At 69.1% G+C, this 24,755-nt stretch carries 22 protein-coding genes; 13 read left to right on the plus strand and 9 right to left on the minus strand.

The window, feature by feature from the left end; genetic code table 11:
* Positions 1-4: 4 nt before the first annotated feature.
* From egtC to AMYAL_RS0130615, 4 genes are all read left to right on the plus strand, one after another.
* Positions 5-769, plus strand: a complete 765-nt coding sequence (gene egtC, locus AMYAL_RS0130600) for an ergothioneine biosynthesis protein EgtC (RefSeq protein WP_020635094.1) — start codon at positions 5-7, stop codon at positions 767-769.
* Entirely contained in the window at positions 766-1,743 is a 978-nt protein-coding gene (gene egtD / locus AMYAL_RS0130605; protein ID WP_020635095.1) for an L-histidine N(alpha)-methyltransferase, read from the plus strand. The genes egtC and egtD overlap by 4 nt, the downstream gene beginning before the upstream one ends.
* 46 nt (positions 1,744-1,789) lie before the next feature.
* Complete coding sequence (locus AMYAL_RS0130610; protein ID WP_020635096.1) at positions 1,790-2,212, plus strand: nitroreductase family deazaflavin-dependent oxidoreductase; 423 nt, start codon at positions 1,790-1,792, stop codon at positions 2,210-2,212.
* 156 nt (positions 2,213-2,368) lie between these two features.
* Positions 2,369-3,976 carry an alpha/beta hydrolase gene (locus tag AMYAL_RS0130615; RefSeq protein ID WP_020635097.1) on the plus strand — a complete coding sequence of 536 codons (1,608 nt, stop codon included), beginning with the start codon at positions 2,369-2,371 and terminating at the stop codon, positions 3,974-3,976.
* 193 nt (positions 3,977-4,169) lie between these two features.
* Here the strand turns inward: AMYAL_RS0130615 and AMYAL_RS0130620 are convergent, their stop codons facing one another.
* Genes AMYAL_RS0130620 through AMYAL_RS0130630 form a run of 3 tightly spaced genes read right to left on the minus strand, consistent with a single transcriptional unit; the run spans position 4,170 to position 6,855 of the window.
* A complete protein-coding gene (locus tag AMYAL_RS0130620) occupies positions 4,170-4,517 on the minus strand; it encodes a darcynin family protein (RefSeq protein WP_020635098.1) in 348 nt (115 codons plus the stop codon).
* A 14-nt stretch (positions 4,518-4,531) separates the two neighbouring features.
* Positions 4,532-5,422: an SDR family oxidoreductase gene (locus AMYAL_RS0130625; protein WP_020635099.1), complete on the minus strand. Its 891-nt coding sequence runs from the start codon at positions 5,420-5,422 to the stop codon at positions 4,532-4,534.
* Positions 5,423-5,436: 14 nt separating this feature from the next.
* Entirely contained in the window at positions 5,437-6,855 is a 1,419-nt protein-coding gene (locus AMYAL_RS0130630; protein WP_039795888.1) for an MFS transporter, read from the minus strand.
* Between the two features lie 156 nt (positions 6,856-7,011).
* On the opposite strand from AMYAL_RS0130630, the gene AMYAL_RS0130635 reads away from it, so the two are divergent.
* The 3 genes from AMYAL_RS0130635 (at position 7,012) to AMYAL_RS0130645 (ending at position 9,553) form a co-directional block, all read left to right on the plus strand.
* Entirely contained in the window at positions 7,012-7,917 is a 906-nt protein-coding gene (locus AMYAL_RS0130635; RefSeq protein WP_020635101.1) for a LysR family transcriptional regulator, read from the plus strand.
* Positions 7,918-8,116: 199 nt separating this feature from the next.
* Positions 8,117-8,488 (plus strand): discoidin domain-containing protein, encoded by a 372-nt coding sequence (locus AMYAL_RS48635; RefSeq protein ID WP_020635102.1) that lies wholly within the window; start codon positions 8,117-8,119, stop codon positions 8,486-8,488.
* 588 nt (positions 8,489-9,076) lie between these two features.
* Positions 9,077-9,553: an MgtC/SapB family protein gene (locus AMYAL_RS0130645; RefSeq protein WP_020635103.1), complete on the plus strand. Its 477-nt coding sequence runs from the start codon at positions 9,077-9,079 to the stop codon at positions 9,551-9,553.
* Here AMYAL_RS0130645 and AMYAL_RS0130650 read toward each other — a convergent pair.
* Positions 9,550-10,350, minus strand: a complete 801-nt coding sequence (locus AMYAL_RS0130650) for an alpha/beta fold hydrolase (RefSeq protein ID WP_020635104.1) — start codon at positions 10,348-10,350, stop codon at positions 9,550-9,552. The genes AMYAL_RS0130645 and AMYAL_RS0130650 overlap by 4 nt on opposite strands.
* Before the next feature lie 75 nt (positions 10,351-10,425).
* On the minus strand, positions 10,426-13,233 hold the full coding sequence (gene acnA, locus AMYAL_RS0130655) for an aconitate hydratase AcnA (protein WP_020635105.1): 2,808 nt from the start codon (positions 13,231-13,233) through the stop codon (positions 10,426-10,428).
* 342 nt (positions 13,234-13,575) lie between these two features.
* Here acnA and AMYAL_RS0130660 point away from each other — a divergent pair, with 342 nt between their 5' ends.
* From AMYAL_RS0130660 to AMYAL_RS0130680, 5 genes are all read left to right on the plus strand, one after another.
* Positions 13,576-14,928 (plus strand): NlpC/P60 family protein, encoded by a 1,353-nt coding sequence (locus AMYAL_RS0130660; protein ID WP_026467585.1) that lies wholly within the window; start codon positions 13,576-13,578, stop codon positions 14,926-14,928.
* Positions 14,929-14,930: 2 nt separating this feature from the next.
* Positions 14,931-15,473: a molybdenum cofactor guanylyltransferase gene (gene mobA, locus AMYAL_RS0130665; RefSeq protein ID WP_020635107.1), complete on the plus strand. Its 543-nt coding sequence runs from the start codon at positions 14,931-14,933 to the stop codon at positions 15,471-15,473.
* Positions 15,474-15,597: 124 nt separating this feature from the next.
* Positions 15,598-16,665 carry an AAA family ATPase gene (locus AMYAL_RS0130670; RefSeq protein WP_020635108.1) on the plus strand — a complete coding sequence of 356 codons (1,068 nt, stop codon included), beginning with the start codon at positions 15,598-15,600 and terminating at the stop codon, positions 16,663-16,665.
* A 70-nt stretch (positions 16,666-16,735) separates the two neighbouring features.
* Entirely contained in the window at positions 16,736-17,620 is an 885-nt protein-coding gene (locus AMYAL_RS0130675) for a DUF58 domain-containing protein (protein ID WP_221473007.1), read from the plus strand.
* The gene (locus AMYAL_RS0130680) at positions 17,617-18,597 is read left to right on the plus strand and encodes a VWA domain-containing protein (RefSeq protein ID WP_020635109.1); all 981 of its coding nucleotides are present in this window, start codon (positions 17,617-17,619) and stop codon (positions 18,595-18,597) included. The genes AMYAL_RS0130675 and AMYAL_RS0130680 overlap by 4 nt, the downstream gene beginning before the upstream one ends.
* Before the next feature lie 24 nt (positions 18,598-18,621).
* Here the strand turns inward: AMYAL_RS0130680 and AMYAL_RS0130685 are convergent, their stop codons facing one another.
* Both AMYAL_RS0130685 and AMYAL_RS0130690 read right to left on the minus strand, forming a co-directional pair.
* Positions 18,622-20,601, minus strand: a complete 1,980-nt coding sequence (locus tag AMYAL_RS0130685) for a hypothetical protein (RefSeq protein ID WP_245193157.1) — start codon at positions 20,599-20,601, stop codon at positions 18,622-18,624.
* 190 nt (positions 20,602-20,791) lie between these two features.
* Positions 20,792-21,253, minus strand: coding sequence for a tRNA (cytidine(34)-2'-O)-methyltransferase (locus AMYAL_RS0130690; RefSeq protein ID WP_020635111.1), 462 nt, complete (start codon positions 21,251-21,253; stop codon positions 20,792-20,794).
* Positions 21,254-21,364: 111 nt separating this feature from the next.
* Here AMYAL_RS0130690 and AMYAL_RS0130695 point away from each other — a divergent pair, with 111 nt between their 5' ends.
* A complete protein-coding gene (locus AMYAL_RS0130695) occupies positions 21,365-22,960 on the plus strand; it encodes an alkaline phosphatase D family protein (RefSeq protein ID WP_020635112.1) in 1,596 nt (531 codons plus the stop codon).
* Here AMYAL_RS0130695 and AMYAL_RS0130700 read toward each other — a convergent pair.
* Both AMYAL_RS0130700 and AMYAL_RS0130705 read right to left on the minus strand, forming a co-directional pair.
* Entirely contained in the window at positions 22,948-23,379 is a 432-nt protein-coding gene (locus tag AMYAL_RS0130700; RefSeq protein WP_020635113.1) for an acyl-CoA thioesterase, read from the minus strand. The two genes, AMYAL_RS0130695 and AMYAL_RS0130700, sit on opposite strands and share 13 nt — an antisense overlap.
* A 58-nt stretch (positions 23,380-23,437) precedes the next feature.
* Complete coding sequence (locus AMYAL_RS0130705) at positions 23,438-24,724, minus strand: alpha/beta hydrolase family protein (protein ID WP_143267650.1); 1,287 nt, start codon at positions 24,722-24,724, stop codon at positions 23,438-23,440.
* Between the last annotated feature and the right edge of the window lie 31 nt (positions 24,725-24,755).

Genomic DNA, 24,755 nt, shown 5'->3' on the forward strand with positions numbered 1-24,755 from the left:
CGGCATGTGCCGTCACCTCGCGTATCTCGGCGAGCCGATTTCGCCCGCCGAGACGCTTTTTCACGCCCCTCATTCGCTGCTCGTGCAGTCTTACGCCCCGGCCGACATGCGGGGCGGCGGCTCGGTCAACGCGGACGGGTACGGCCTCGGCTGGTACGCCGAGGCCCCCGATCCGCTCCGGCTGCGCCGGTCCGCTCCCTTGTGGACGGACGGTGACCTGCCCGCGCTGGCCGGGTCGGTGCGGTCGCACGCCTTCATGGCGGCGGTCCGCAACGGCACGACAGGGATGCCGGTGGTCGAGGCGGCGAACGCCCCGTTCACCGGCGGCGGCTATCTCTTCAGCCACAACGGAGTGGTGAAGGGCTGGCCGGATTCGATGGCCGAACTCGCCGCCAAACTGCCGATCACCCGCCTCCTGACCCTGGAGGCGACCACGGACTCGGTGCTGCTGTGGGCTTTGCTGCGTGAGCGGCTCGAAGCGGGCGAAGACCCGCTCGCGGCCGTCACGTGGCTGACCGGTGTGGTCGAGGAAGCCGGGTCGGGTTCGCGGCTCAACCTCCTGCTGACCGACGGCCGGACGCTCATCGGCACGGCGTGGACGCACTCCCTGTCCTATCGCGACACCGGTGGAGGTGTGCTCGTCGCGTCGGAACCGTGCGACGAGCACCCCGGCTGGATCCCGGTTCCCGACCACCACGCCGTCCGGGTCACCGGCGAAGGCGTGCGAATCCTTCCCCTCGAAGCCGATCGGAGCGCTGAGACACGATGACCGAAGTGGACCTCGACGTACACCACAGCGAGTCGGACATCACCGAGCAGCTGCGCGCGGACGTCCGCGCCGGCCTGGAAGCGGACCAGAAGTGGTTGTCGCCCAAGTGGTTCTACGACGCGCGCGGCAGTGAACTGTTCGAAAAGATCACCGCCCTTCCCGAGTACTACCCGACCCGCAGTGAACGGGAGGTGCTCGCCGCGCGCGGTGGCGAGATCGCGGAGATCTCCGGCGCGCACACCCTGGTCGAGCTCGGATCCGGGTCCAGTGAGAAGACCCGGCTCCTGCTCGACGCGCTCACCGGCCACGGCACGCTGAAGGAATTCGTGCCGCTCGACGTCTCCGAAACCGCGCTCGCCGAGGCTGCGGAGGCCATCACCGCCGACTATCCGTCGCTCGAAGTCCGCGGCGTGGTCGGTGACTTCACCCAGCATCTCGACCTGCTGCCGGGGGACAGGCCACGGCTGGTGGTCTTCCTCGGCGGCACGATCGGCAACTTCCTCCCGGCCGACCGGGCCACCTTCCTTCGCTCGGTCCGTGAAGTACTCGACGAGGGGGAGTGGCTCCTTCTCGGGACAGATCTGGTGAAGGATCGGGAGACACTGGAACGCGCCTACGACGACGCGGACGGCGTCACCGCCGAGTTCAACCGCAACATGCTCCACGTGATCAACAACGGTCTCGGCGCGAACTTCGATCCGGCCGCCTTCGACCACGTCTCGTATTGGGACGAGGAGAACGAATGGATCGAAATGCGCCTGCGCGCCCGTGAAGCGCTGACCGTCGAGATCCCCGGTGCCGATCTGCGGGTGAAGTTCGCCGAGGGTGAATACGTGCGCACCGAGATCTCCGCGAAGTTCCGGCGGGAGGGAATCGCCGCGGAACTGGCCGCGGCAGGCTTCGCGGTCGAGAAATGGTGGACGGACTCGGCATCGCGGTTCGGGGTGAGCCTGGCAAGATCTGTCCGTGACTAACCCTCTCACCTTGCTCGCTCGCGCGCTCGGCACGAAACCGTGGCTGATGGGACTCGCGGGCGGGATCATCTGGGTGGACAAGAGACTCCACCGGCTGTTCAAGGGGAAGGTGAGCCTGGTCGCGCTGGCCGGGCTCCCTTCCCTGCGGCTGACCACGACGGGCCGCAAGAGCGGGCTGGCCCGCAGTACCAACCTTTTGTACTTCCCGCACGACGAGGATTTCGTGCTCGTCGGCTCCAATTGGGGGAGGCCGAATGATCCCGCCTGGACGCACAACCTGCGTTCGGAACCCGACGCGGTCATCGCGCTGTCGGGCAAGGAGATCCCGGTCAGGGCCAGGGAACTCCTCGGCGACGAGTACGAAGTGATGTGGAAGCTGCTGCTGGACTTCTGGCCCGGTTACTCCATGGAGGAGGAAGCCGCTTGCCGTGTGTTACCGATTTTCGAGTTAAAGACAACCACTCGATAGGTTCGTACCATCCTTTCGGCCGGTGACTGGGTTACCGGCTTGTGCGAGGCTCGCTTGGTGTTACGCGCCGTGACATCGGCGGCGCAGGGTGCGACGTGGTCCGACACGTCGCCAGGCGAGGGAGGAGTCGTTTTGCCGAGATCCACAAGGAGGCCGGTGCGCGGTTTCGCACTGGTAGGGGCACTCGTGGCCGGGGCCGCGTTGACCGGTGCCTCCGGGACGGCGGCCGCCGCTCCGGAAGCAGGGACGTCCGCCGCCCAGGTCGGCGTGACCGCGCCGGTGACCTGGGGTGCCTGCACGGCGGACCAGGTCCGCGGTGTTCCCGCCGACCAGGTCAAGTTCTACAGCTGCGCGCGGTATCGCGTCCCGATCGACCACGACAACGCGGCGCTCGGCACGATCGACATCGCGATGCTGAAGCGGGCGGCGAAGACGCCCGACAAGAAGGTCGGCTCGCTGTTCCTCAACCCCGGCGGTCCCGGCGGCTCCGGGTTCCGGATGCCGATCGGCGCGGCGAACTACTTCCAGCCGCAGGTGCTGGACCGGTTCGACGTGATCGGGTTCGACCCGCGCGGGGTCGGGGCAAGCAACCCGCTCAAATGCTTCACCACGCAGGAGGACGCGAACGACGTCTTCGCCGCGCAGATCCCCGTGCCGCTGTCGCGGCAGGAGATCTCCGGCACGCTGGCGTCCTACCGCGACTACGGCCAGTTCTGCAAGAACAACGCGGGCGCGCTGCTGAACCACATGTCCACCAAGGACGTTGTGCGTGACCTCGACAAGATGCGGGCCGCGGTCGGCGACCAGAAGCTGACCTTCGTCGGCTTCTCGTACGGGACCCTGATCGGGTCGACGTACACGTCGATGTTCCCGAAGCAGAGCCGGGCGATCGTCATCGACGGCAACGTCGACCCGGCACTGCGCACCAGCGACGGCGTGCAGTACGACCGTGAGCGGGCTCGCGGGTTCGAGATCTCGCTCGACGGATTCCTGCGCAAGTGCGCCCAGGCCGGGCCGAAGTGCTCCTTCAGCTCGGGCACGCCGCGGGAGAAGTTCGACGAGATCCGCGACTACCTGCGCCAGCAGCCGATCAAGCTGCCTGACGGGAGCAGCTACGACATCAACGCGTTCACCAGCACGGTTTCCGGGGTGCTGTACTCGCCGACGTCGTTCCCGCCGCTGGCCGACGACCTGCAGGCGCTGTACAACGTCGTCCACCCGCCGTCGGCGCAGGCGCAGACGGCGCAGGCCGTCGAGCTGAAGGTGCTGCGGTCGGGAGCGAACGGGCGCGCGGACGCGAACCCGGACAGCCCGTATGTGGGCGACGACTCCTACTTCGCCGTGAACTGCTCGGACAAGAAGATCACGATCAAGCAGGAGAAGGTCCCCGAGATCGCCGCGAAGTGGGAGAAGGAATCGCCCACCTTCGGTCGCTACCAGGCGTTCTCGGACGTGGCGGGCTGCCCGGTGTGGCCTGCGAAGAAGCCGGACGTCTACCGCGGCCCGTGGCAGGCCAAGACCGACACCCCGGTGCTGGTCGTCGGCAACTACTACGACCCGGCGACCCAGTACCTGTTCGCGAAGCGGATGGCCGACGAGCTGGGCAACGCCCGGCTGCTCTCGGTCGACGCCTTCGGGCACTGCATCCTGGGTGACTCGCTCGGGGTGGACAAGGTGACGGCCGACTACCTGATCGATCTGAAGGTCCCGGCCAACGGACAGGTGTTCCAGCCGAACGTTCAGCCGTTCGAAACCACCGCCTGAAACACGGGCACGTAACCACGAAGGCCACCGTCTCGGCGGTGGCCTTCGTGGCGTTCGGGACCGGTCCCGAGCACCCGGCGTTAGGTTCTGGGCGGGGAGGCCGGATGGACCGGAACGAGATTCTCGCTCCGGGTCGTCCGGGTGGGTAACCAGGGCACCGGCCGAGACGGCCGGTGCCCTGGCCTCGCCGGTCTCAGACGTCGACGCTCGCGTAGGCGTCCAAACCGTAGTTCGTGGCGTACGCGTTCTCGACTCCGACGAGCAGGTCGACGATCTCGAAGTACCGGTCCCAGAACGGCGTCTCGCGCAGCGCCTCGATGAGCAGCTGGTACGAGTGGTGGTCATCGGCCTCCCACACCCACACGTCGGTCACCCGCGCGGAGTAGAACTCGGTGTCGAAGAACCGGGACCGGACCCCCTTCACCTTGCTCTCGATCGCCGGGAGTACTTCGGTCTTGAAGGACGCCACCCGCTGTTCGACGGTGAGGCCGAGCCATTCGGGAGTGGTCTTCACCAGCATGAACGCGGTCACTTCGGACATGGTGTTCCTTCCTTTCAGGCGTAGGCGCCGGCTTCGATGTCCTCGACGAGGGTCGGTCCGAAGGGAGCCCACTTGAGGAGTTCGCGGGTGTGTTCACTGGACGCGGACATGTCCAGCGCGAAGAACCGGCCGACGAACCCGAAGTGCTCGGCGGCGTTTTCCGGCGCCACGGACACCACCGGGACGTCGAGCGTCCTCCCGATAGCTTCGGCGATTTCCCTTGTCGTGACGGCTTCTTCGGCGACCGCGTGGAGCAGCGAGCCGGTAGGCGCGCCTTCCAGGCCCAGCCGGACGAGCCGGGCCGCGTCGGTGCGGTGCACCGCCGCCCAGGCCGCGGTGCCGTCGCCGAGGTAGCCGGAGACGCCGTGTTTGCGCGCGGCCGCGACGAGCCCCGAAACGAAGCCGTGGTCGCCGACGCCGTGGACCGAAGGCGCGAAACGGGCGCTGATCACCCGCATGCCCTTCTCGGCGTACTCGAGGGCCAGGTTCTCGGCGCCGCCGCGATGAGAATCGGGGCCGACAGCGGGGGAGAGGTCTGTTTCGACGGCGGGGCGCCCGGTGACGAGGGTCGAGAGCCCCGCGGCGAGCACGAAGGCCCGTCCGGTCCCGGTCAGCACGTCGGCGAAGGTTTCGACCGCGGCCCGCTCGGCACGGTTGGACTCGGCGGGGTTGCCCCAGTCGTGCTTGTTCGCCAGGTGGATGACGGCTTCGGCCTCGTCGGCGCCCGCGCGGAGACCGTCGAGGTCGTCCAGGTCGCCGCGGCGGACCCGCGCGCCCTTCCGCTCCAGCGCGGCGGCGGAGGTGTCCGAGCGGGCGAGGCCGGTGACCTCGTGACCGGCGTCGAGCAGCTCGTCCACGACGGCCGAGCCGATCCAGCCGGTCGCCCCGGTGACGAATACGTGCATGGGATTTTCTCCTTTTACTTGGTGGTGCGGGAAAGGCGTGATTGCAGGACGACGAGCGCCCCGAGGACGAGCACACTCACGCCGATCACCCGCAGGGCCGTGCCCGTACTGGTGACGAACGCGGAAATCACTTCGGGCGCGCGGCCGGGTGCCGCGGCGAGGGCTTGCGCCACGGTGTGCGGATCGTGGGCGGCGCGGAGGTCGGCGGGCAGTGCCGCGACGAACTGTCCGGTGAGAACGGTGCCGATGACCGCGACGCCGAGCGCGCTGCCGAATTCGCGGGTGGTGGCCTGCAGCCCGGCGCCGACACCGGCCTGCGCCGCGGGCAGTGAACCGGAGATGGCGGCCGACAGCGTCGGAAGGGCCAGCGTGACACCGACGCCGGTCACCACGAGCCAAGCCGCGTAGACCGGATACGGCGTCGATGCGTCGTTTGTGGACAGTCCGATGAGGCCGCAGCCACAGAAGACGAACGCGATGGCGACGGTGGCGTCGACACCGACGCGCCGGACGAGCTTGCCGACATGCCGCGCACCGAGGATGACCGGGACGGTCAGCGGGATGATCCCCAGCCCGGTCAGCAGAACACTGAATCCCTTGCCGTACTGCAGGAACGACGCGTTGACGTAGAACAGTGCGAACATCCCGAAGAAGATCGCGGTCATGCCGAGACAGGCGCTGCGCAGCGCGGGCACACGGAACAACCGGGGATCGAGCAGCGGATGCTCGGCCTTCAGTTCCACGAACGTCCACACGGCGAACAGCACGACGGCACCGGCGAACCCGATCACCACGATCGGGCTTCCCCAGCCCTTTTCGGGCCCTTCGACGATGCCGAGCAGCAACGCGACCGACGCGCCGACGAGCAGGGCGGCGCCGACCGGGCTGAGCGGGCGGTCGTGCCTCGCGGACACCGGCGCGATCCGGGCGACGAGCGCGGCGAGCACCAGAGCGAGCGGGATGGCTGCGGCGAACAGCCAGCGCCACGACCCGCCCGACAGCACGGCGCCGCCGCCGACGTTCCCGACGACACCGCCGATCCCGGTCATGGACGCCCAGGTCGCGATGGTCACGCCCTTGCGTTCGGCGGGGACGGCGTGCAGCAGAACGGCGAGCGTGTTGGGCAGCACGGCGGCGGCCCCGATCCCGGTGATCGCCCGGCCAGCCAGGAGGAAGGGCACGTTCGGCGCGACCGCCGACAGCAGCGCGCCGACCGCGAACAGGGCGAGGCCGGCGAGCAGGACCCCCTTGCGGCCGAAGCGGTCGCCCGCGGCGCCACCGGGGATCACGAGACAGGCGAAGAAGACGACGTAGGTGTCGACGATCCAGATCAGCGCCGACGCGGACGGGTGGAGGTCGCTCGCGGCCAGCATCGGGACGGCGAGGTTGATCGCGGCGACCATCCCGACCACGAGCACGACGCAGGCGCACATGGCGGCCAGCAGGCCTTTTCGCGAGACCGGACGGCTCGCCGCGGCTGCGGGATCGTCGCGGAGTTGAAGTCGGAGTGGCATGTTCGCCACGCTATTGACCTGTATGGTCTTCGTGCCACGCAACTTTGGCAAACAGTAGTTGCGTACAATGCAACTATGGCCGACCAGCTGGACCTGAACCTTTTGCGGGTGTTCGACGCGTTGCTGCGGGAGGGCAGCGTGACGGCGGCCGCCGAGCGGCTGCACCTGTCGATCCCGGCGGCGAGCCGGGCACTCGGCCGGTTGCGGCGGGCGATGGGGGACCCGATCCTGGTCCGCGCCGGCCGCGGGATGGTGCCGACGCCATTCGCGCTCCGGACCGCGCCGCGCGTGCGGTCGCTGCTCGACGAGGCGTCGGCACTGATCAGTGCCGACCGCGATCTGGCGATCGGCGACCTCGAACGCACCTTCACCATCCGCATCAACGATGGCGTCGCAGCGACACTGACGACGGCGGCCGTCGAGGCGACCGCCGCCGTCGCGCCGGGCGTGGTCCTGCGCTTCGTCGCGGAAGGCAGTGAGAGCACCGAAGCGCTGAGGGACGGTTCGGTGGATCTGGACATCGGCGCCGGTGACCTCACCGCCCCCGACATCCGCTCGATGCCGCTGTACCGCGAACGAGTGGTCGGGCTCGTCAGGGCGGACGGTCCGCTCGGTGGCGTGCGGCGTCCGACGCTGGCCCAGTTGTGCCGGTATCCCCACGTTTCGTCCTCCCGGCGGGGCAGGGCCAGGGGACCGCTCGACGACGTGCTGGAAGCGGCCGGTCTCCAGCGCCGGGTCGCGGCGGTCGTGCCGACGTCCGCCGTCGCCGCGTTCCTGGTCTCGTCCAGCGACTACATCGGACTCGTGCCCTCGCGGCTCGCCGAGCAGTACGGCCGGTCGCTCGGCCTCCGCTGGTTCCCGATCCCCGCCGACCTTCCGGAGATCGACGTCTGCCTGCTCTGGCATGCGCGCCTCGACGCCGACCCGGCCCAGCGCTGGCTGCGCGACACGATCCGCGACGCGCTCGACGTGCCGTCGTAGCGGAAATCCTGTCCGGTCACCTGGCTCGCCGCGAGTCCCAATGGAGGTACCCGCCGCCGAAAGGCGGTGGGACGATCACCCCTCGAGTCGCACCCGCTCCCGAAGAATTCGCTTGGCTCCAGCTCGTCGGATGACAACGTTGTCGCTCGGAGAGGAAAGCCCGATGCCCCTGTCGCGGAGATTGAGACGATCATTCCCGGTGGCCTTCACGGCCCTGCTGGTGGCGGCCGGCGCCACCGCACTGGCGAGCAACAGCAAGTGGTACTCGCTCGCGCCGGGCACGAAGTTCCTCCAGGCCGATCTCGGATCCGCGCGGAACGTGTCGTCGTTCGTGCTGAAACACGCGGGCCTCGGCGGTGAGACGACCGGGTGGAACACCGGCGCCTTCACGATCCAGACGTCGCTCGACGGGACGAACTGGACGACGGCCGCGAGCGTGACCGACGCGCGCTCCAGCCGGACCTATCATCCGGTGAGCCAGCGGTCGGCGCGCTATGTCCGGGTGAACGTCACCACCCCGGCGAACGACGGGAACGGTGCGGCGAGGATTTACGAATTCGAGGTCTACTGACCGGTTCCCGTGGGTGGCGGGAACGGATCGGTGAGAGCCGGAGGAACTGGTGTTGTGAAAGCCACGTTCGCAACCTTGAGCGTTGCGAACGTGGCTTTTGCAACACTGTCCGGCGAGACCGCCGCGCCCGTGAGCAGTGGCGGTCGGCTTCGGGTGTGTCCGAAAGCCACTTTCGGGACGTCTGATGTCCTCAAAGTGGCTTTCGCGGCGCTCGGCGCCGCTGGAACGCACAGGGGCGAGGTGGTCGTGAGTGGCGTTCGTTTCCGGAACGTCCCTTGTGGACAGTCGAGAAGGGTGTGGCCTTTGCCGGGGCGGCGCACGCTTCCCTTCGCTCCGTCCGGCCCGCTGGCACGATCCGGTGTGAGCCCGTCCACGCGCGGGGTGACCGGACGGCCGTCCGGTGGTACTGTCCCGAAGGTTGATCACCACCGATCGAGTACGAAAGCGAGGTGAGCGGCACATGCCGGAAGACAGTTCTGGAACGACCGGACGTGGTCGCCGTTCACCCGTGTGCGCGGTGCGCTGACCCTTTCCGGTCTCCTTTTCCTGTCTGGCCTTGTGTACGCACGCCAGAAAAGAGCCGGAATCATGAACACCTTCGAAATGCTGCTCAGGGTCGGCACCGGCGTCGGCCTCGGCGCCGTCATCGGGATCGAGCGCCAGTACCGCGCCCGGATGGCCGGACTCCGCACCAACGCCCTCGTCGCCGTCGGCGCCACCCTCTTCGTTCTGCTGTCCGCCCACGGTTTCGGCGGCCTGAACACCAGCGGCGACGCGGATCCCACCCGCGTCGCCGCCCAGATCGTCTCCGGGATCGGTTTCCTCGGCGCCGGGGTCATCCTGCGGGACGGGCTGAATGTGCGCGGACTCAACACCGCCGCCACGCTGTGGTGCTCGGCGGCCGTCGGATCCCTTGCGGGAGCGGGACTTTACGTCGTCGCGCTCGCCGGGACCGCGGTGATCGTCGGGGTCAACGTGCTGCTGCGCCCGCTCGGCCGCGTCGTCGACCGCCGTCCGGAGAACCGGGAGGACTGCTCGGAGCAGGAAGAGCCCGAGCGGGCCTAGCAATCCAGGAAGTCCAGCAATATCCGCGAAAACTCGGCGGGCTTCTCCAGGTTGATCATGTGCGCGACCCCGTGGACGACGAGCTTCCGGGCGTCGCACGCCTCGGTTTCGATCTGGTCGGCGATGGCGAGGATGTCCGAAGAGTCCAGATCGCCCACCAGTGTCAACGTGCGCGGGGTCAGCTCCCCGACACGTTCGACGGCCCGCAGTTCGTCCATCAGCATGAAACCGCTGCCGCGGTGCCGGGTGATCGTCTCCGTGTACATCTCCTGGCACCGCCGCCGGACGTCCTGATCGACGGCTCCCGGAGCACGGTGCGGACCGTCCACCCACATCCGCAGGACACACTCGATGGCGGCGGGAAGATCGCCCCTGGCGCCCGCCTCCTCGAGTTTCTTGTTCTGCTCCAGGACAAAAGGATCCTTCGTCACCATCGCGCTGAGACCGGTGGCCACCAGGACCAGGTTCTCGACGAGGTCCGGATAGGTCAAGGCGAAGTCGACCGCGATCCGCCCGCCGCCGGACAGTCCGACCAGCGACGCGCGGGGGAGTTCCAGCGCGGTCATCAGCGCGCGGAGGTCTTCGTAGTGTTTGAAGCGCTCCGTCGGCGTGGAGGACTCGCCGTGTCCGCGCGCGTCGTAACGGATGGCCGTGTAGCGGCTTTCGAGCGTCGTCATCTCGGCGTCCCACATCCGGGAGTCGAGCATGCCGCCGTGCAGCAGGATGACGGGATCACCCTCGCCTCGGAGCTCGTACGCCAGTTCACCGTTCTCGAGCTGAATTTTCCCCCTGGTCATAGGCCCCACGGTACCGAAAACCAGGAAAGGCCCCCTTCCCCAAAGTGCGGGAAAAGGGGCCTTTCGTGCGTGTGCCTACGCCTGGGTCATCTTCCGCAGGACGTACTGCAGGATGCCGCCGTTGCGGTAGTAGTCCGCCTCACCCGGAGTGTCGATGCGGACGTCCGCGTCGAACTCCACCTTGGTGCCGTCGGTCTTCGTCGCGGTGACGTGGACCGTGCGCGGGGTCTCGCCGTCGTTCAGCTTCGTGATGCCCGAGATGTCGAACGTCTCGGTGCCGTCGAGGCCGAGCGACGAGGCCGACTCGCCGGCCGGGAACTGCAGCGGGATGACACCCATGCCGATCAGGTTCGACCGGTGGATGCGCTCGAACGACTCGGTGATCACCGCGCGGACGCCCAGCAGGCGCGTGCCCTTGGCCGCCCAGTCACGCGACGATCCGGAGCCGTACTCCTTGCCGCCGAGGACGACCAGCGGGATGTCCTGCGCCGCGTAGTTCTGCGCCGCGTCGTAGATGAACGACTGCGGGGCGTCGTCCTGGGTGAAGTCGCGAGTGTAGCCGCCCTGCACGTCGTCCAGCAGCTGGTTGCGCAGCCGGATGTTCGCGAAGGTGCCGCGGATCATGACCTCGTGGTTACCGCGACGCGAGCCGTAGGAGTTGAAGTCCTTCTTCTCCACGCCGTGCTCGGTCAGGTACTGCGCGGCCGGGGTGCCCGGCTTGATCGCGCCGGCAGGGGAGATGTGGTCGGTGGTGACCGAGTCGCCCAGCTTCGCCAGCACGCGCGCGCCGGAGATGTCGGTGACCGCCGACGGCTCCGCCTTCATGCCCTCGAAGTACGGGGGCTTCCGGACGTAGGTGGACTCCGCGTCCCAGTCGAAGGTCTTGCCCTCGGGGGTCGGCAGCGACTTCCACCGCTCGCCACCGTCGAAGACGTCGGCGTAGTCCTTGGTGAACATCTCCTGCGTGATCGCGTAGTCGATGGTCTCCTGGATCTCCTTGGCCGACGGCCAGATGTCCTTCAGGAAGACGTCGTTGCCGTCGGTGTCCTGGCCGAGCGGCTGGTTCTCGAAGTCGAAGTCCATCGTGCCGGCGAGCGCGTACGCGATGACCAGCGGCGGCGACGCGAGGTAGTTCATCTTCACGTCGGGGTTGATGCGGCCTTCGAAGTTCCGGTTGCCCGAGAGCACCGAAACCGCGGTGAGGTCGTTCTCCTGGATCGCGGCGGAGATCTCGTCCGACAGCGGGCCCGAGTTGCCGATGCAGGTGGTGCAGCCGTAGCCGACCAGGTGGTAACCCAGCTTCTCCAGGTACGGCCACAGGTTGGCCTTGGTGTAGTAGTCCGTGACGACCTGCGAACCAGGCGCCATCGAGGTCTTGACCCACGGCTTGACCGCGAGGCCCTTGTCGACCGCGTTCCGCGCGAGCAGCGCCGCGCCGAGCATGACCGACGGGTTCGAGGTGTTGGTGCAGGAGGTGATCGAGGCGATCACCACGGCGCCGTGGTCGAGGATGAACTCGCCGCGGTCGGACGTGCTGACCTTGACTGGGTTGGTCGGGCGGCCGCTGTGGCCGTTCGCCGCCGACTGGAGGTCGACCGCGTCCTCGTCCTTGAAGGAGAGGGCGGCGGGGTCGCTGGCCGGGAAGGTCTCCTCGACGGTCTCGTCCACGTTGGTGTGCGGGACCTGCTCGCCGCCGACGTAGTCGTGGATCGACTTGCGGAACGAGTTCTTCGCGTCGGTGAGCTCGATGCGGTCCTGCGGGCGCTTCGGGCCGGCGATCGACGGGACGACCGTCGACAGGTCCAGCTCGATGTACTCGGAGTACTCCGGCTCGTGCGACGGGTCGTGCCAGAGGCCCTGCTCCTTGGCGTACGCCTCGACGAGCGCGACCTGTTCCTCGGAGCGGCCGGTGAGCTTGAGGTACCGGACGGTCTCGTCGTCGATCGGGAAGATCGCCGCGGTGGAGCCGAACTCCGGGCTCATGTTGCCGATGGTGGCGCGGTTGGCCAGCGGCACCGCGCCGACGCTCTCGCCGTAGAACTCGACGAACTTGCTGACCACACCGTGCTTGCGCAGCATCTCGGTGATGGTGAGCACGACGTCGGTGGCGGTCACGCCGGTCGGGATCTCGCCGGTGAGCTTGAAGCCCACGACGCGCGGGATGAGCATGGAGACCGGCTGGCCCAGCATGGCCGCCTCGGCCTCGATGCCGCCGACGCCCCAGCCCAGCACGCCGAGGCCGTTGACCATGGTGGTGTGCGAGTCGGTGCCGACGCAGGAGTCGGGGTACGCCTGGCCGTTGCGGGACATCACCGTGCGCGCGAGGTGCTCGATGTTGACCTGGTGCACGATGCCGGTGCCCGGCGGGACGACCTTGAACTCGTCGAAGGCGCCCTGGCCCCAGCGCAGGAACTGGTAACGCTCGCGGTTGCGCTCGTACTCGATCTCGACGTTGCGCTCGAAGGCGTCGGCGCGGCCGAAGACGTCGATGATGACCGAGTGGTCGATGACCAGCTCGGCGGGGGCGAGGGGGTTGACCTTGTCCGGGTCGCCGCCGAGGTCGGTGACGGCCTCGCGCATGGTGGCGAGGTCGACGACGCAGGGCACGCCGGTGAAGTCCTGCATGATCACGCGGGCGGGCGTGAACTGGATCTCGATCGACGGGTCCGCACTGGCGTCCCAGTTGCCGAGCGCGCGGATGTGGTCGGCGGTGATGTTCGCGCCGTCCTCGGTCCGCAGCAGGTTCTCGAGCAGGATCTTCAGGCTGTAGGGAAGGCGCTGGGAGCCCTCGACCTTGTTCAGGCGGAACACCTCGTAGGAGGCGTCGCCGACCTTCAGCGTGTCTTTGGCGCCGAAGCTGTCCTTGCTGGCAGGTGCTGTCACTTCTTACTCCAGTGGCGGGTCAGTTCGGTGTGGTTCTCCAGGCCGTTCGGGCAGGCCCGGAGCGAGTGTTGCGCACCCCCACCGTAGGTCCGGACGCGGGATGGCACACCTCGTTCGTCCCCTCAAACAGTACGCCTGTACTTTTTGGCTGGCAACCCGACACGCGGGTAGGGAAGGTCTCATCGACCTGCGGCCGTTCGAGTGACAAAGCGATCGCCTGTTCGTCCCCCGTTGAGGGGAAATGGTGCCTACGGTGTGTAAGTTCCTGGTGGTGCTTCTGGTAATGCTGTGACGGCAGTGGCACAGTGAGCTCGAAGTTCAAGATCAGGAGGTGGGTGGATCGTGCGTGGTGAAGCCGGGTCTGTGGCCGGTGCCCGCCGTGGCGCGACCATCGGTGCGCTGGGGATCGCCCTGTTGCTCGGGGTGACGGGTACCGCCATCGCGGTACCGCCGCCCCCGCCGAATCCCAGCGATTCCGAAATCAACTCCAGCAAGGCCGACGCCAACGCCAAGGCGGGTGATGTCGGCAGGCTCACGAACCAGCTGGCCCAGGCCGAGTCGAAGCTCGCCCAGCTCAACGACGACGTCGAGCTGAAGATGGAAGAGGCCAACAAGGCCAGGGTCGACGCGGACACCGCGCAGGACGAAGCCGCCCAGGCCGACCGCGAGGCGCAGTCCGCGCGCACCCAGTCCGACGCCGCGCAGGCGACCATCGACAAGGCCCGCGCCGACCTCGACAAGTTCGCCGCCGCCAGCTTCCAGCAGGGCAGCACCATCGGCTCCGTGTCGGCGTACCTCACCGCCAACAGCCCCAAGGAACTGCTCGGCCGCGCGCAGATGCTCGACGCTGTCGGCGGCAGCAGGCTCAACGCGCTCGACACGATGAAGCGCGCGCAGACGGAGAAGTCCAACAAGGACGCGACGGCGCGCAAGAAGCTGGAGATCGCGCAGGAGCGCAAGCGCGCGGCCGAGGCGGCCAAACACGAGGCCGACAACGCGCAGAGCGCCGCGCAGCACGCGCAGGACACCCAGGTCGCGCAGAACGACAAGCTCGAAGCCGACAAGGCCGGCGTCGAGAAGCAGCTCTTCGAAGCGCAGCAGAAGGTCAGCGGCCTGCAAGGGCAGCGGCAGCGCTACGAGGACTGGAAGGCGCAGAAGGCCCGCGAGGACGAGGAACGCGCCCGGCAGGCGGCCCTCGCCGCGTCGAGGCCCAGCCAGGGCCAGGGCGGCGGTGGCCGCCCGTCGAGCAGGCCGGTCCAGTCGGCTCCCGCCGGGGCGAGCGTCGAAGCGGCGGTCCAGCGGGCGTTGTCGCAGCTGGGGCTTCCGTACGCGTGGGGCGGTGGCAACACCTCCGGCCCGACGCGCGGTATCCGCGACGGCGGCGTCGCCGACCGCTACGGCGACTACAACAAGATCGGCTTCGACTGCTCCGGCCTGATGATCTACGCGTTCGCCGGGGTGCGGGCGCTCCCGCACTACAGCGGATACCAGTACAACGCCGGGCGGAGGGTGCCGCTCTCCCAGATGCGCCGCGGCGACATGCTCTTCTGGGGCGGCGGCGGAGGCATCCACCACGTCGCGATGTACCTCGGGAACGGACAGATGGTCGAAGCACCGCAGTCGGGCCTGCGGGTCCGCGTCGCGCCAGTGCGCTACGGCGGCATCATGCCCTACGCGGCCCGCCTGATCGGCTAGTCGTGACTTACGCGGGGATCGTACTGGCGGGCGGTGCCGCGCGCCGACTGTCCGGTGTGGACAAACCCGCGCTCCCCGTCGGTGGGAAACCGTTGCTGGCCAGGGCTCTGGCCGCACTAGCGGCCGCGGACCCGGTGATCGTCGTCGGCCCCGAACGGCCGGGTTTCGGGGACGTGCTGTGGACTCGGGAGTCCTCGCCCGGAACAGGACCGGTGGCCGCGCTGGCCGCCGGTCTCGCGTTGGTACACACGGAGATCGTCGTCGTACTGGCCGGTGATCTCGCCGGTGTCCGCTCGTCCACAGTGGATCGGCTGGTGGGTTCACTCGGCGTCGCGTCGGGAGCCGTGCTGGTCGACGACTCGGGGGAGCGGCAGTGGCTGCTCGGCGCCTGGCAGGTGGAGGCACTGCGCGGGGCCTTGCCGGAGACGGTCGAGAACGCGTCGCTGCGGCGGACGCTGGGCGGGCTGGAGATCGTCGAGGTGCCGGGGGAACCGGGGGAGAGCGACGACATCGACACACCGGAGGACCTGGACCGCTGGTCCTGAGTAAAGCCCCTTCACAGCCGTCATACCGCTGATCGGGTTGGCTACCTTCACGAACGGCTGTGCCACCGACCACTACGGTCACATCCGGACGGAACAACGCAAGCGGGGAACACAGGAGGCACGAGTGACCGAGCCCGGCTACGCCGACGGCGCGCAGCAGCCCGGAACGCCGGCGCGGGACGCCCAGTTGCTGGAGCGGACCGTGTTCGAGGTCAAGCGGATCATCGTCGGCCAGGACAGGCTGGTCGAGCGGATGCTGGTCGGCCTGCTGGCCAGGGGGCACCTCCTCCTCGAAGGCGTCCCCGGCGTCGCGAAGACCCTCGCCGTCGAGACCTTCGCGCGCGTGGTGGGCGGCTCGTTCTCGCGCGTGCAGTTCACCCCGGACCTGGTCCCCGCCGACATCCTCGGTACCCGGATCTACCGCCAGGGCGCCGAGCGGTTCGACGTCGAACTCGGCCCGGTGGTGGCGAACTTCGTCCTCGCCGACGAGATCAACCGCGCGCCGGCGAAGGTGCAGTCGGCGATGCTCGAGGTGATGGCCGAACGGCACGTGTCGATCGGCGGCCAGACCTTCCCGATGCCCGACCCGTTCCTCGTGCTCGCCACGCAGAACCCGATCGAGAACGAGGGCGTGTACCCGCTGCCCGAGGCGCAGCGCGACCGGTTCCTGTTCAAGATCGTCGTCGAGTACCCGACCGCCGAGGAAGAGCGGGAGATCATCTACCGGATGGGGGTCACCCCACCCACCCCGCAAGAGGTGCTGAGCCCGTCCGAGCTGGTCCGGCTGCAGAACGTCGCTTCGCAGGTCTTCGTGCACCACGCGCTCGTCGACTACGTCGTCCGCCTCGTGCTCACCACCCGTACGCCGAACGACCACGGCCTCGCCGACGTCGCGGGCTGGGTGTCCTACGGCGCCTCGCCGCGTGCCAGCCTCGGCATCATCGCCGCGGCCCGCGCGCTGGCGCTGGTCCGCGGCCGGGACTACGTGCTGCCGCAGGACGTCGTCGACGTCGTCCCCGACGTGCTGCGGCACCGGCTCGTGCTGTCCTACGACGCGCTGGCCGACGGCGTCCCCATCGACCACATCATCACGCGGGTGCTGCAGACCGTGCCGTTGCCGCAGGTCTCGGCCCGTCCGCAGGGCGGCGCCGGGCAGGGCGGCCCGGTCCCGGCCGGTGCACCGGTCAGGTAGGGAAGCGAGCGTGAAGAACGAGAAGGGCGAACGTCCTTCCTGGGCACCGCCGGTGCTCCGCGGGGAGCGGATGGAGGCGGGCCTGCGCACGCTCGAACTCGACGTGCGCCGCCGTCTCGACGGTCTGCTGCAGGGCAACCATCTCGGCCTTGTGCCGGGACCGGGTTCGGAACCGGGGGAGGCCCGGCCGTACCAGCCCGGTGACGACGTCCGCCGGATGGACTGGGCGGTCACCGCGCGGACGACGAGCCCGCACATCCGGGAGACCGTCGCCGACCGCGAGCTGGAGACATGGCTGGTGGCGGACGTGTCCGCGAGTCTCGACTTCGGCACGGCGCTGTGCGAGAAACGCGACCTGGTCGTCTGCGCGACCGCCGCGGTCGCGCATCTGACCGGCGGCGGTGGCAACCGGATCGGCGCGCTCGTCTCCAACGGGGCGGGCAGCATCACGCGGATCCCCGCGCGCGGCGGGCTCCCGCACGCGCGGGGGCTGGTCCGCAAGCTCGCCGAGACCCCGCGCGCCGAGGAAGGCGTCCGCGGGGATCTCGCCGCGGCACTGGAGAAACTGCGCCGTCCGCCCCGCCGTCGCGGGCTCGCCGTCGTGATCTCCGATTTCCTCGGTGACACCGAATGGCAGCGCCCGTTGCGCGCGCTCGGCGGGCACCACGACCTCATCGCCATCGAAGTCCTCGACCCGCGCGACATCGACCTGCCCGACGTGGGCACCGTCGTGCTGGCCGACCCGGAGACAGGGAAACAGCGCGAAGTGCACGCTTCGGCCTTGCTGCGCAAGGAATTCGGCGCCGCGGCGCACGCTCACCGGCAGGAGGTCGCGGCCGCGCTGCGCCGGGCCGGTGCCGCGCATCTGGTGCTGCGCACCGACTCGGACTGGATCGCGGACATGGTCCGGTTCGTGGTGGCCCGCAAACGCCGCTGGTCCGGTGGTGTCGCGTGAGCCTGACCGGATTCGCGTCGCCGTGGTGGTTCCTGCTGCTGCTGGCGGTCGCCGCGGTGGCCGTGGGCTACGTGCTCTCCCAGCGAGCGCGGCGCAAGCGCACCATGCGGTTCGCCAACCTGGAACTGCTGGAGAAGGTCGCGCCGAAGAGCCAGGGGTGGGTGCGGCACGTCCCCGCCATCCTGATCGTGCTCTCGCTGCTGGTGCTCACCGTCGCGCTCGCCGGGCCGACGGCCGAGCAGAAGGTGCCCCGTAACCGCGCCACCGTGATGCTGGTGATCGACACCTCGCTGTCGATGGAGGCGACCGACGTCGCCCCGACCCGGTTGAAGGCGGCTCAGGAGTCGGCGCGCTCGTTCGCGCAGAACATGACCCCTGGGGTGAACCTCGGGCTGATCTCCTTCGCGGGGACGGCGACCGTGCTGGTCGCGCCGACCACCGATCGCGGTGGCGTCGTGAAGGCGATCGACAACCTGAAGCTGGCGCAGTCGACGGCCACCGGCGAAGGGATCTTCGCCGCGTTGCAGTCGATCGAGAGCTTCTCGGCGATCGTCGGCGGCGCGGAAGGCCCGCCGCCCGCCCGGATCGTCCTGATGAGCGACGGCAAGCAGACCGTCCCGGACGACCTGTACGCACCGCGAGGCGGCTACACGGCCGCGCAGGCGGCGAAGCAGGCCCAGGTGCCGATCTCGTCGATCTCGTTCGGGACCACGCACGGCTCCGTCGACATCGACGGCAAGCCCCAGGACGTGAAGGTCGACGACGAATCACTGGAGGAGATCGCCCGCCTTTCCGGTGGCGACTTCTACAAGGCGGCGAGCGCGGACGAGCTGAAACGCGTGTACGACGACCTCGGTGAGCAGATCGGGTACGAGCTGAAGGACGCCGACGCGAGCAGGCCTTGGGTCATCGTCGGGACCTTGGTGCTGATGATCGGTGCCGCCGCTTCGCTCTTCCTGGGGCAGCGCCTGCCGTAACCCATGTGGTGGCGCGGGATCCGGCTACCGGCTCAGCACCGGTCGGATCCCCGCTTCCGAGGTGGCAGGCCAGCGCACCGCGTGCACTTGACCGGCGCCGTTGTCGGACGAGCCCACGATCTCACCGAGGGCGTTGATGCCGTCAGCCTTGGTCTCCTGTCCGCCGGGCAGCGACGGCAACACGGTCACCTTCCCGTCCGCGGCCCAGCGCAGCGCCCGCCCCGGAGCCCCGGCGACACCGAATTGGTACCAGCCCGACACGACCCCGGTGTCGCTGATCCCGCTCGCCTCGCCGCGGCTGGTGCCCTCGGGAAGGGCCAGCTCGGTGATCCGGCCGTCCGGACTCCACCGGACGGGGTGATCCCCGGAGTAGCCGACGACGTCGCCACGATCGTTGAGTGCGACGGCATGGGTGTACTTCTCGCCGGGCAGGCCGGTCAGCTCGGTGATCGTCCCGTCCGGGTCCCAGCGGACGACGTGCTCGTTGGTCTCATTGCGGATTCCGGAACTGCCGATGATCACCCCGCGGTTGTTGATCGCCTTCGCGGCGCCACCGGCGTCGCCGGGCAGGAGGGGCAAGAGGCTCGGCGTCCCGTCCGGGGCCCATCGGGTCGGCTGCGCGCTGCCGCGCCGGGAACTCGCGCTGCCGACGATCACCCCACTGTCGTTGATCCCATAGGCGCGTGAACGGTAGGTGTGGTACTCCGGCTCCTTGAGGGCCGTGATGGTCCCGTCCCGTTCCCAGCGGATCGCGCGGTCCTTGTTCAGCTTCTGGTTGTCGGTACCCACGATGACGCCGTGGGCGTTGATGGCGTTGGCCTCCGGGCGGTTCGAGCCAGGGGAGAGGTCGGTGAGGACCCCGCCCTGTGTCCAGGTGACCGGGTGAATCACCCCGTCCGGGGTGAGGGACTGGCCGATGGCCTGTCCGTGCACGTTGATCGCGAAAGCCTCCGCGCGGTCGCCCCCTGGGAACGAACGGCTCAGATCGGTGGCCTTGTCCGGCGCCGTCCAGCGCGCGGCGTGCCTTCCGCGGACGGAGGTCTGCTCCGATTCACCGGCCACGACGCCGCGGGAGTTGATCGCCGCACCCGCGCTCTGGTCGTGTCCCGGCAGGGTGCCGAGGCCGGTGATCGCGCCCCGCGCGTCCCACACCACCGCGGAGTGATGGCCGCCCCCGACGCTGGAGATGCCGGTGACGACACCGGAGTCGTTGATCGCCCTGGCATCGCCCCCTGGGTTCTCGGGGCGGAGGAAGGGCAGGGCGGTGGCGGTGCCGTTCGCGGCCCAGCGCACCGGGTGGGCGCCGGAACCGCCCACGACGACCCCGGCGTTGTTGACACCTTGGGCCGAACCGCGGTCGTCGCCGGGAAGCAGGGGCAGCCGGACCACCGTGCCGTCCGGGTTCCAGCGCACGGGCTGCTCCCCGGAGGTCCCGGCGATCACGCCCGCGTCGTTGATCGCCGCGGCTGCCGACTTGGTGTCGCCCGGTGCCAAGGGAAGCAGGGTCATGACGCCCTTCGCGTCCCACCGCGCCGCGCGTTCGACCGGCGGGGAGCCGATCGAGACGGTGCCTGCCACGACGCCCGCGGTGTTGACCGCGGTGGCTTCCGAGTGCTCGTAGCGATCCGGCGAGCTCAACTCGGTGAACGAGCCGTCCGGACGCCACAGCACGGGCCGCCGGATGGACATGTCGTCGTAGGCCGAACCGGCGATGAACCCCTTGGCGTTGATCGCCCGCGCTTCGGTCATGCGGTGCGTGCTCGGCACCGCGAGCGGGGCCACCGCGCCGTCGGGGTTCCAGCGCGCGGCGATCGACCCTTTGGCCGGGGTGCTGTAGACGCCGGCCATGGTGCCGTCGTCGTTGATCGCGGCGACGCGGCTGTCGCTGTCGACGGGGAACGCGCCGAGGTCGACGATCGGCGCCGAGGCACCCGCCGCCTCCTGCGCGCCGCCCGCGGCGATGGCGCCGCCGAGCAGAAGGACCGAGAAAAACCTGCACAGCAAGAACTTTCCCCGCACCACGTGAACCCCTCCCGATCCGCCTGAGTGCGCCGCCCACCGGAGTATGGCGAAACACGGGCAGCGGCCGGAACCGCTGATCGGACGCGGGCACACTCGTCCGCTCGCGGAGTTTTGTGTCCTTTGTGGAGATACGGAATCCGTTGATCCACAAGGGTCTTACGGGGGATTCGACTCAGGGGGTGGCGAAGCCGTGCTGCCGCCAAGCCTCGTAGACGCTGATCGCCGCGGTGTTCGACAGGTTCAGCGATCGGCTCGACGGCAGCATCGGCAGCCGCACCCGATCGGTCACCTGCGAGGACTCCTGGACCTCACTGGGCAACCCCGCGGACTCCGGCCCGAACATCAGCACGTCACCGGGCTCGTACGCGACGTCGGTGTGCAGCCGCGTCGCCGAGGCGCTGAACGCGAAGACACGGGCGGGCAGCAAGACCGCCCACGCCGCGTCGAGATCCGCGTGGACGTGGACGCGCGCGAGGTCGTGGTAGTCGAGCCCGGCGCGCCGCAGCTGCTTGTCCTCCAGCGTGAAACCGAGCGGCTCCACCAGGTGGAGCTCACAGCCGGTGTTCGCGGTCAAGCGGATCGCGTTACCCGTGTTGGGCGGGATTTCGGGGCGGTAGAACAGGATGCGGAACACGAGGGTTGATCGTCTTTCGTTCACGGGCGCTTCGCCTTGGCGCGGCCGGGTGGCCATCAAGCCGGACGAGCATGAGGCCCGCCCGTGACCATCCCACCACAGGAGGGCTTCATGCCTTCACTCCCTCACCCCCTGTCGCGGCGCCGCTTCCTCGGTTACGGCTCCGCGGGCGCGGCCGCCGTCCTGCTGGGGACCGGTGCCTGGAACGCCGCCGGCGCGATGCCGCTCGCGAGCGGCTCCGGAAATCCCTTCACCCTCGGTGTCGCTTCGGGTGACCCGTTGCCCGGTGGCGTCGTGCTCTGGACCAGGCTCGCGCCGAAGCCCTACGAGGCCGACGGCTTCGGCGGTATGCCGCGGACGCCGGTCCGGGTCGAGTACGAGGTCTCGCTCGACGAGCGTTTCCGCGCGGTGATCCGTCGCGGCTCGGTGGTCGCCACGCCCGAGCTCGGCCATTCCGTGCACCCCGAGATCCACGGGCTCGCGCCGGACCACGAGTACTTCTACCGCTTCCGTACCGGTGGAGTGATCTCGCCGGTCGGCCGCACCCGGACAGCGCCCGTCGCGTGGTCTTCGCCGCGTGAGCTGAACTTCGCGTTCGCGTCCTGCCAGAACTGGGAAGCCGGGCACTTCACCGCGTACGACCACATGGCGGCCGAGGACCTCGACCTGGTCGTGCACCTGGGTGACTACCTCTACGAGAGTGGCGTCACGGGTGTCGGCCGCGGCACGCCGGTGGGCCCGCAGTTCAAGGGCGAGACCTTCGACCTGGCCCGCTACCGGCTCCAGTACGCGCTCTACAAGTCCGAAGCGCCGCTGATGGCCGCGCACGCCGCGTTCCCGTGGATCCACGTCAACGACGACCACGAGGTGGAGAACAACTGGGCGGGCGACCACTCCCAGGAGGACAACGAGCCCGACCAGGACCCGGTGGTCTTCCGCCGGCGCCGCGCGCAGGCCTTCCAGGCGATGTACGAGCACCTGCCGTACCGCATCGCGCAGCTGCCGAAGGGGCCGGACGCGCGGCTTCACCGCCGCCTGAGCTACGGCACACTGGCCGACTTCACCATGCTCGACACCCGCCAGTACCGCGACGACCAGCCGTGCGGCGACGGCCAGTCGGCGAACTGCACCGAGCGGTTCGACGAGGACCGCACCCTGCTCGGTGCGGAACAGCGGAAGTGGCTGCTCGACGGCTTCTCCCGGTCCCGCGCGCGGTGGCAGATCCTCGGGAACCAGGCGCCGATGGGCCAGACCGACACCGACGCGGGCGAGCCGACCAACGTCTACCTCGACCCGTGGGACGGCTACGTCGCCGACCGCGACCGTGTGCTCGCCGCGGCGCAGGACCGGGGGGTGCGGAACCTGGTGGTCATCACCGGTGACCGGCACCAGAACTACGCCTGGGACCTCAAGCGGAACTTCGGCGACCCTGGTTCGCCCACCGTGGCGAGCGAGTTCGTCGGGACGTCGATCACCAGCGGCGGCAACGGCGCGGACATGACGCCCGCCGGTGAGAACCTGCTGAAGGCCAACCCGCACATGAAGTTCTTCAACAACCAGCGCGGGTACGTCCGGGTCAACGTCGACCGGCACCGCTGGCAAAGCGACTTCCGGGTGGTGCCGTTCGTGAACACCCCCGGCGCGCCGATCAGCACGCGGGCCAGCTACGTCGTCGAAGACCGGCGTCCCGGCGTTCAGTCCGCCTGAGCGGGCAGGAGGGCGGCGTACACCTCGCGCACGGCCGCGGGTGGCGCCGCCTTCTTGAGCGTGGCCGGATCGACGAAGACGTAGCGGGTGTTCACCTCCGTGCACAGGTTCCCGCCGCGGGTGATCTCGAAGTCGATGATCAGCGACGTCGTGCCGAGATGGTTCAGGAACACGGAGACGACCAGTTCGTCGTCGTAACGGCAGGGCGCGCGGTAGCGGAGGTTCGATTCGGCGACGACGACGTCGACACCGCGTGCCAGTGCTTCCTCGTGGGAGCCGAAGAGGACTTTCTCCACTTCGAACATGGCCATGTCGACGTAGGCGAGATAGTTCGCGTTGAAGACGATGCCCTGCCCGTCGCACTCGTGGTAACGCACGCGCAGCGGCATTTCGACGATCGGTTTCCGTGGCTCGGTCACGTTTTCCAACCTACGTGAAGGGCCCTTTCCCCTGCGGGGGAAGGGCCCTTCACCAGGCTCAGTCGATGAAGTCGATGTTCGGATGCCGCGGCGACTCGCCGTCGAGCAGATGCCGGTCACGGCCCTTCAGGTGGAGATCGAAGAACGCGCCGATGTAGTCCCGTTGCGCGGCCACCGAACGACCGGGATCGATGGTGCCGATGGCCGTCTTCCGCTTCTCCGGTGTCACCAGCGCTCCGAGCTGCGGCACGATGACCTGCAGATCGCTGTAGGCCATATGCGTGGTGCCGCCGCTCAGGAGCAGGTCACGCTTCCAGCCGCGCTGGTTGGCCCAGAAGTCCGCCCAGCTCCGGTCGAATTCGGGCTGACGGTGGGTGTGCTGGAGCGGCTTCCCGTCCGGGCCGACGCCTTCGGCGCCCATCAGCATGAACGGCCGGTCCAGGCCGCGTTTCGTGACCTCGCCGGGGATGTAGGGGCTGCCAGGGGGAAACCCGAACGCGGTCGCCATCGCGCCGTCCAGGTTGATCCCGGCGTCGACCCGCCGGTCGTGGATCATCGTCTCGCCCGCGGTGAACCCGCCGTAGGAGTGCCCGTAGGCACCGACCTTGGACAGGTCGAGCGACCAGCCGAGCCCACGGGGCAGCCGTCGCTTCTCCGCGTCGGGGTTCTCGCCGCGGGTGATCTTCGTGAGCTGGTCGAGGACGAACCGGCTGTCGCCGACCCGCGCGTCGAGCGCCTTCTTCATGAACTCGGGACCTTCACCCGGCGGAAGCGCCGCTTCGAGCCGGCCGCCAGGGAACTCGACGGCCATGCTCTCGTAGGTGTGCGAGAGCGAGACGACCACGTAGCCGCGGCTCGCCAGGTCGTCGACGGTCGCCGAGTACGTCTCGCGAGGTGCCCCGAAACCGGGGGAGAAGAGCACGACGGGCTTCGGTGCTCCGGGCGCGACCGGGACGCCGGTCTCGGCCCTTCGCTTCGCCGAGGCCCAGTCGATGGAGCCGACCGGGACGCCGAGGTCGTTCTCGTCCGCTATGGACTGGTCGATGACGGCGCTCATGCCGGGCGTGAGCCACGGTGCCCGCGGGCCGGCGGCGAACCGGTCGGCCGGATAGGTGACGGTGGCCATGACTTCCCGGCGCCGCTCCGGTTTCCACGGATCGGGACGGGCGTTGTCGACGAGGTGGAGATCGGTGGTGCCGATGTCGTAGTGCCCGGTGAGGCCGGGTGCGGTGAGTTTGACCTGTTGCGCCGCGACGGCGGGGGCTGCGGTGGCCAGGCCGCCGGCGAGCGCGAGGCCCGCGACCAGCGCAGAACCCCGCACCACCCTGGTGTGTCTCGATGACACTATGGAGTCCTTCCGGATCGGGGCGGCCGGG

Source organism: Amycolatopsis alba DSM 44262, assembly GCF_000384215.1.
Lineage (GTDB): Bacteria > Actinomycetota > Actinomycetes > Mycobacteriales > Pseudonocardiaceae > Amycolatopsis > Amycolatopsis alba.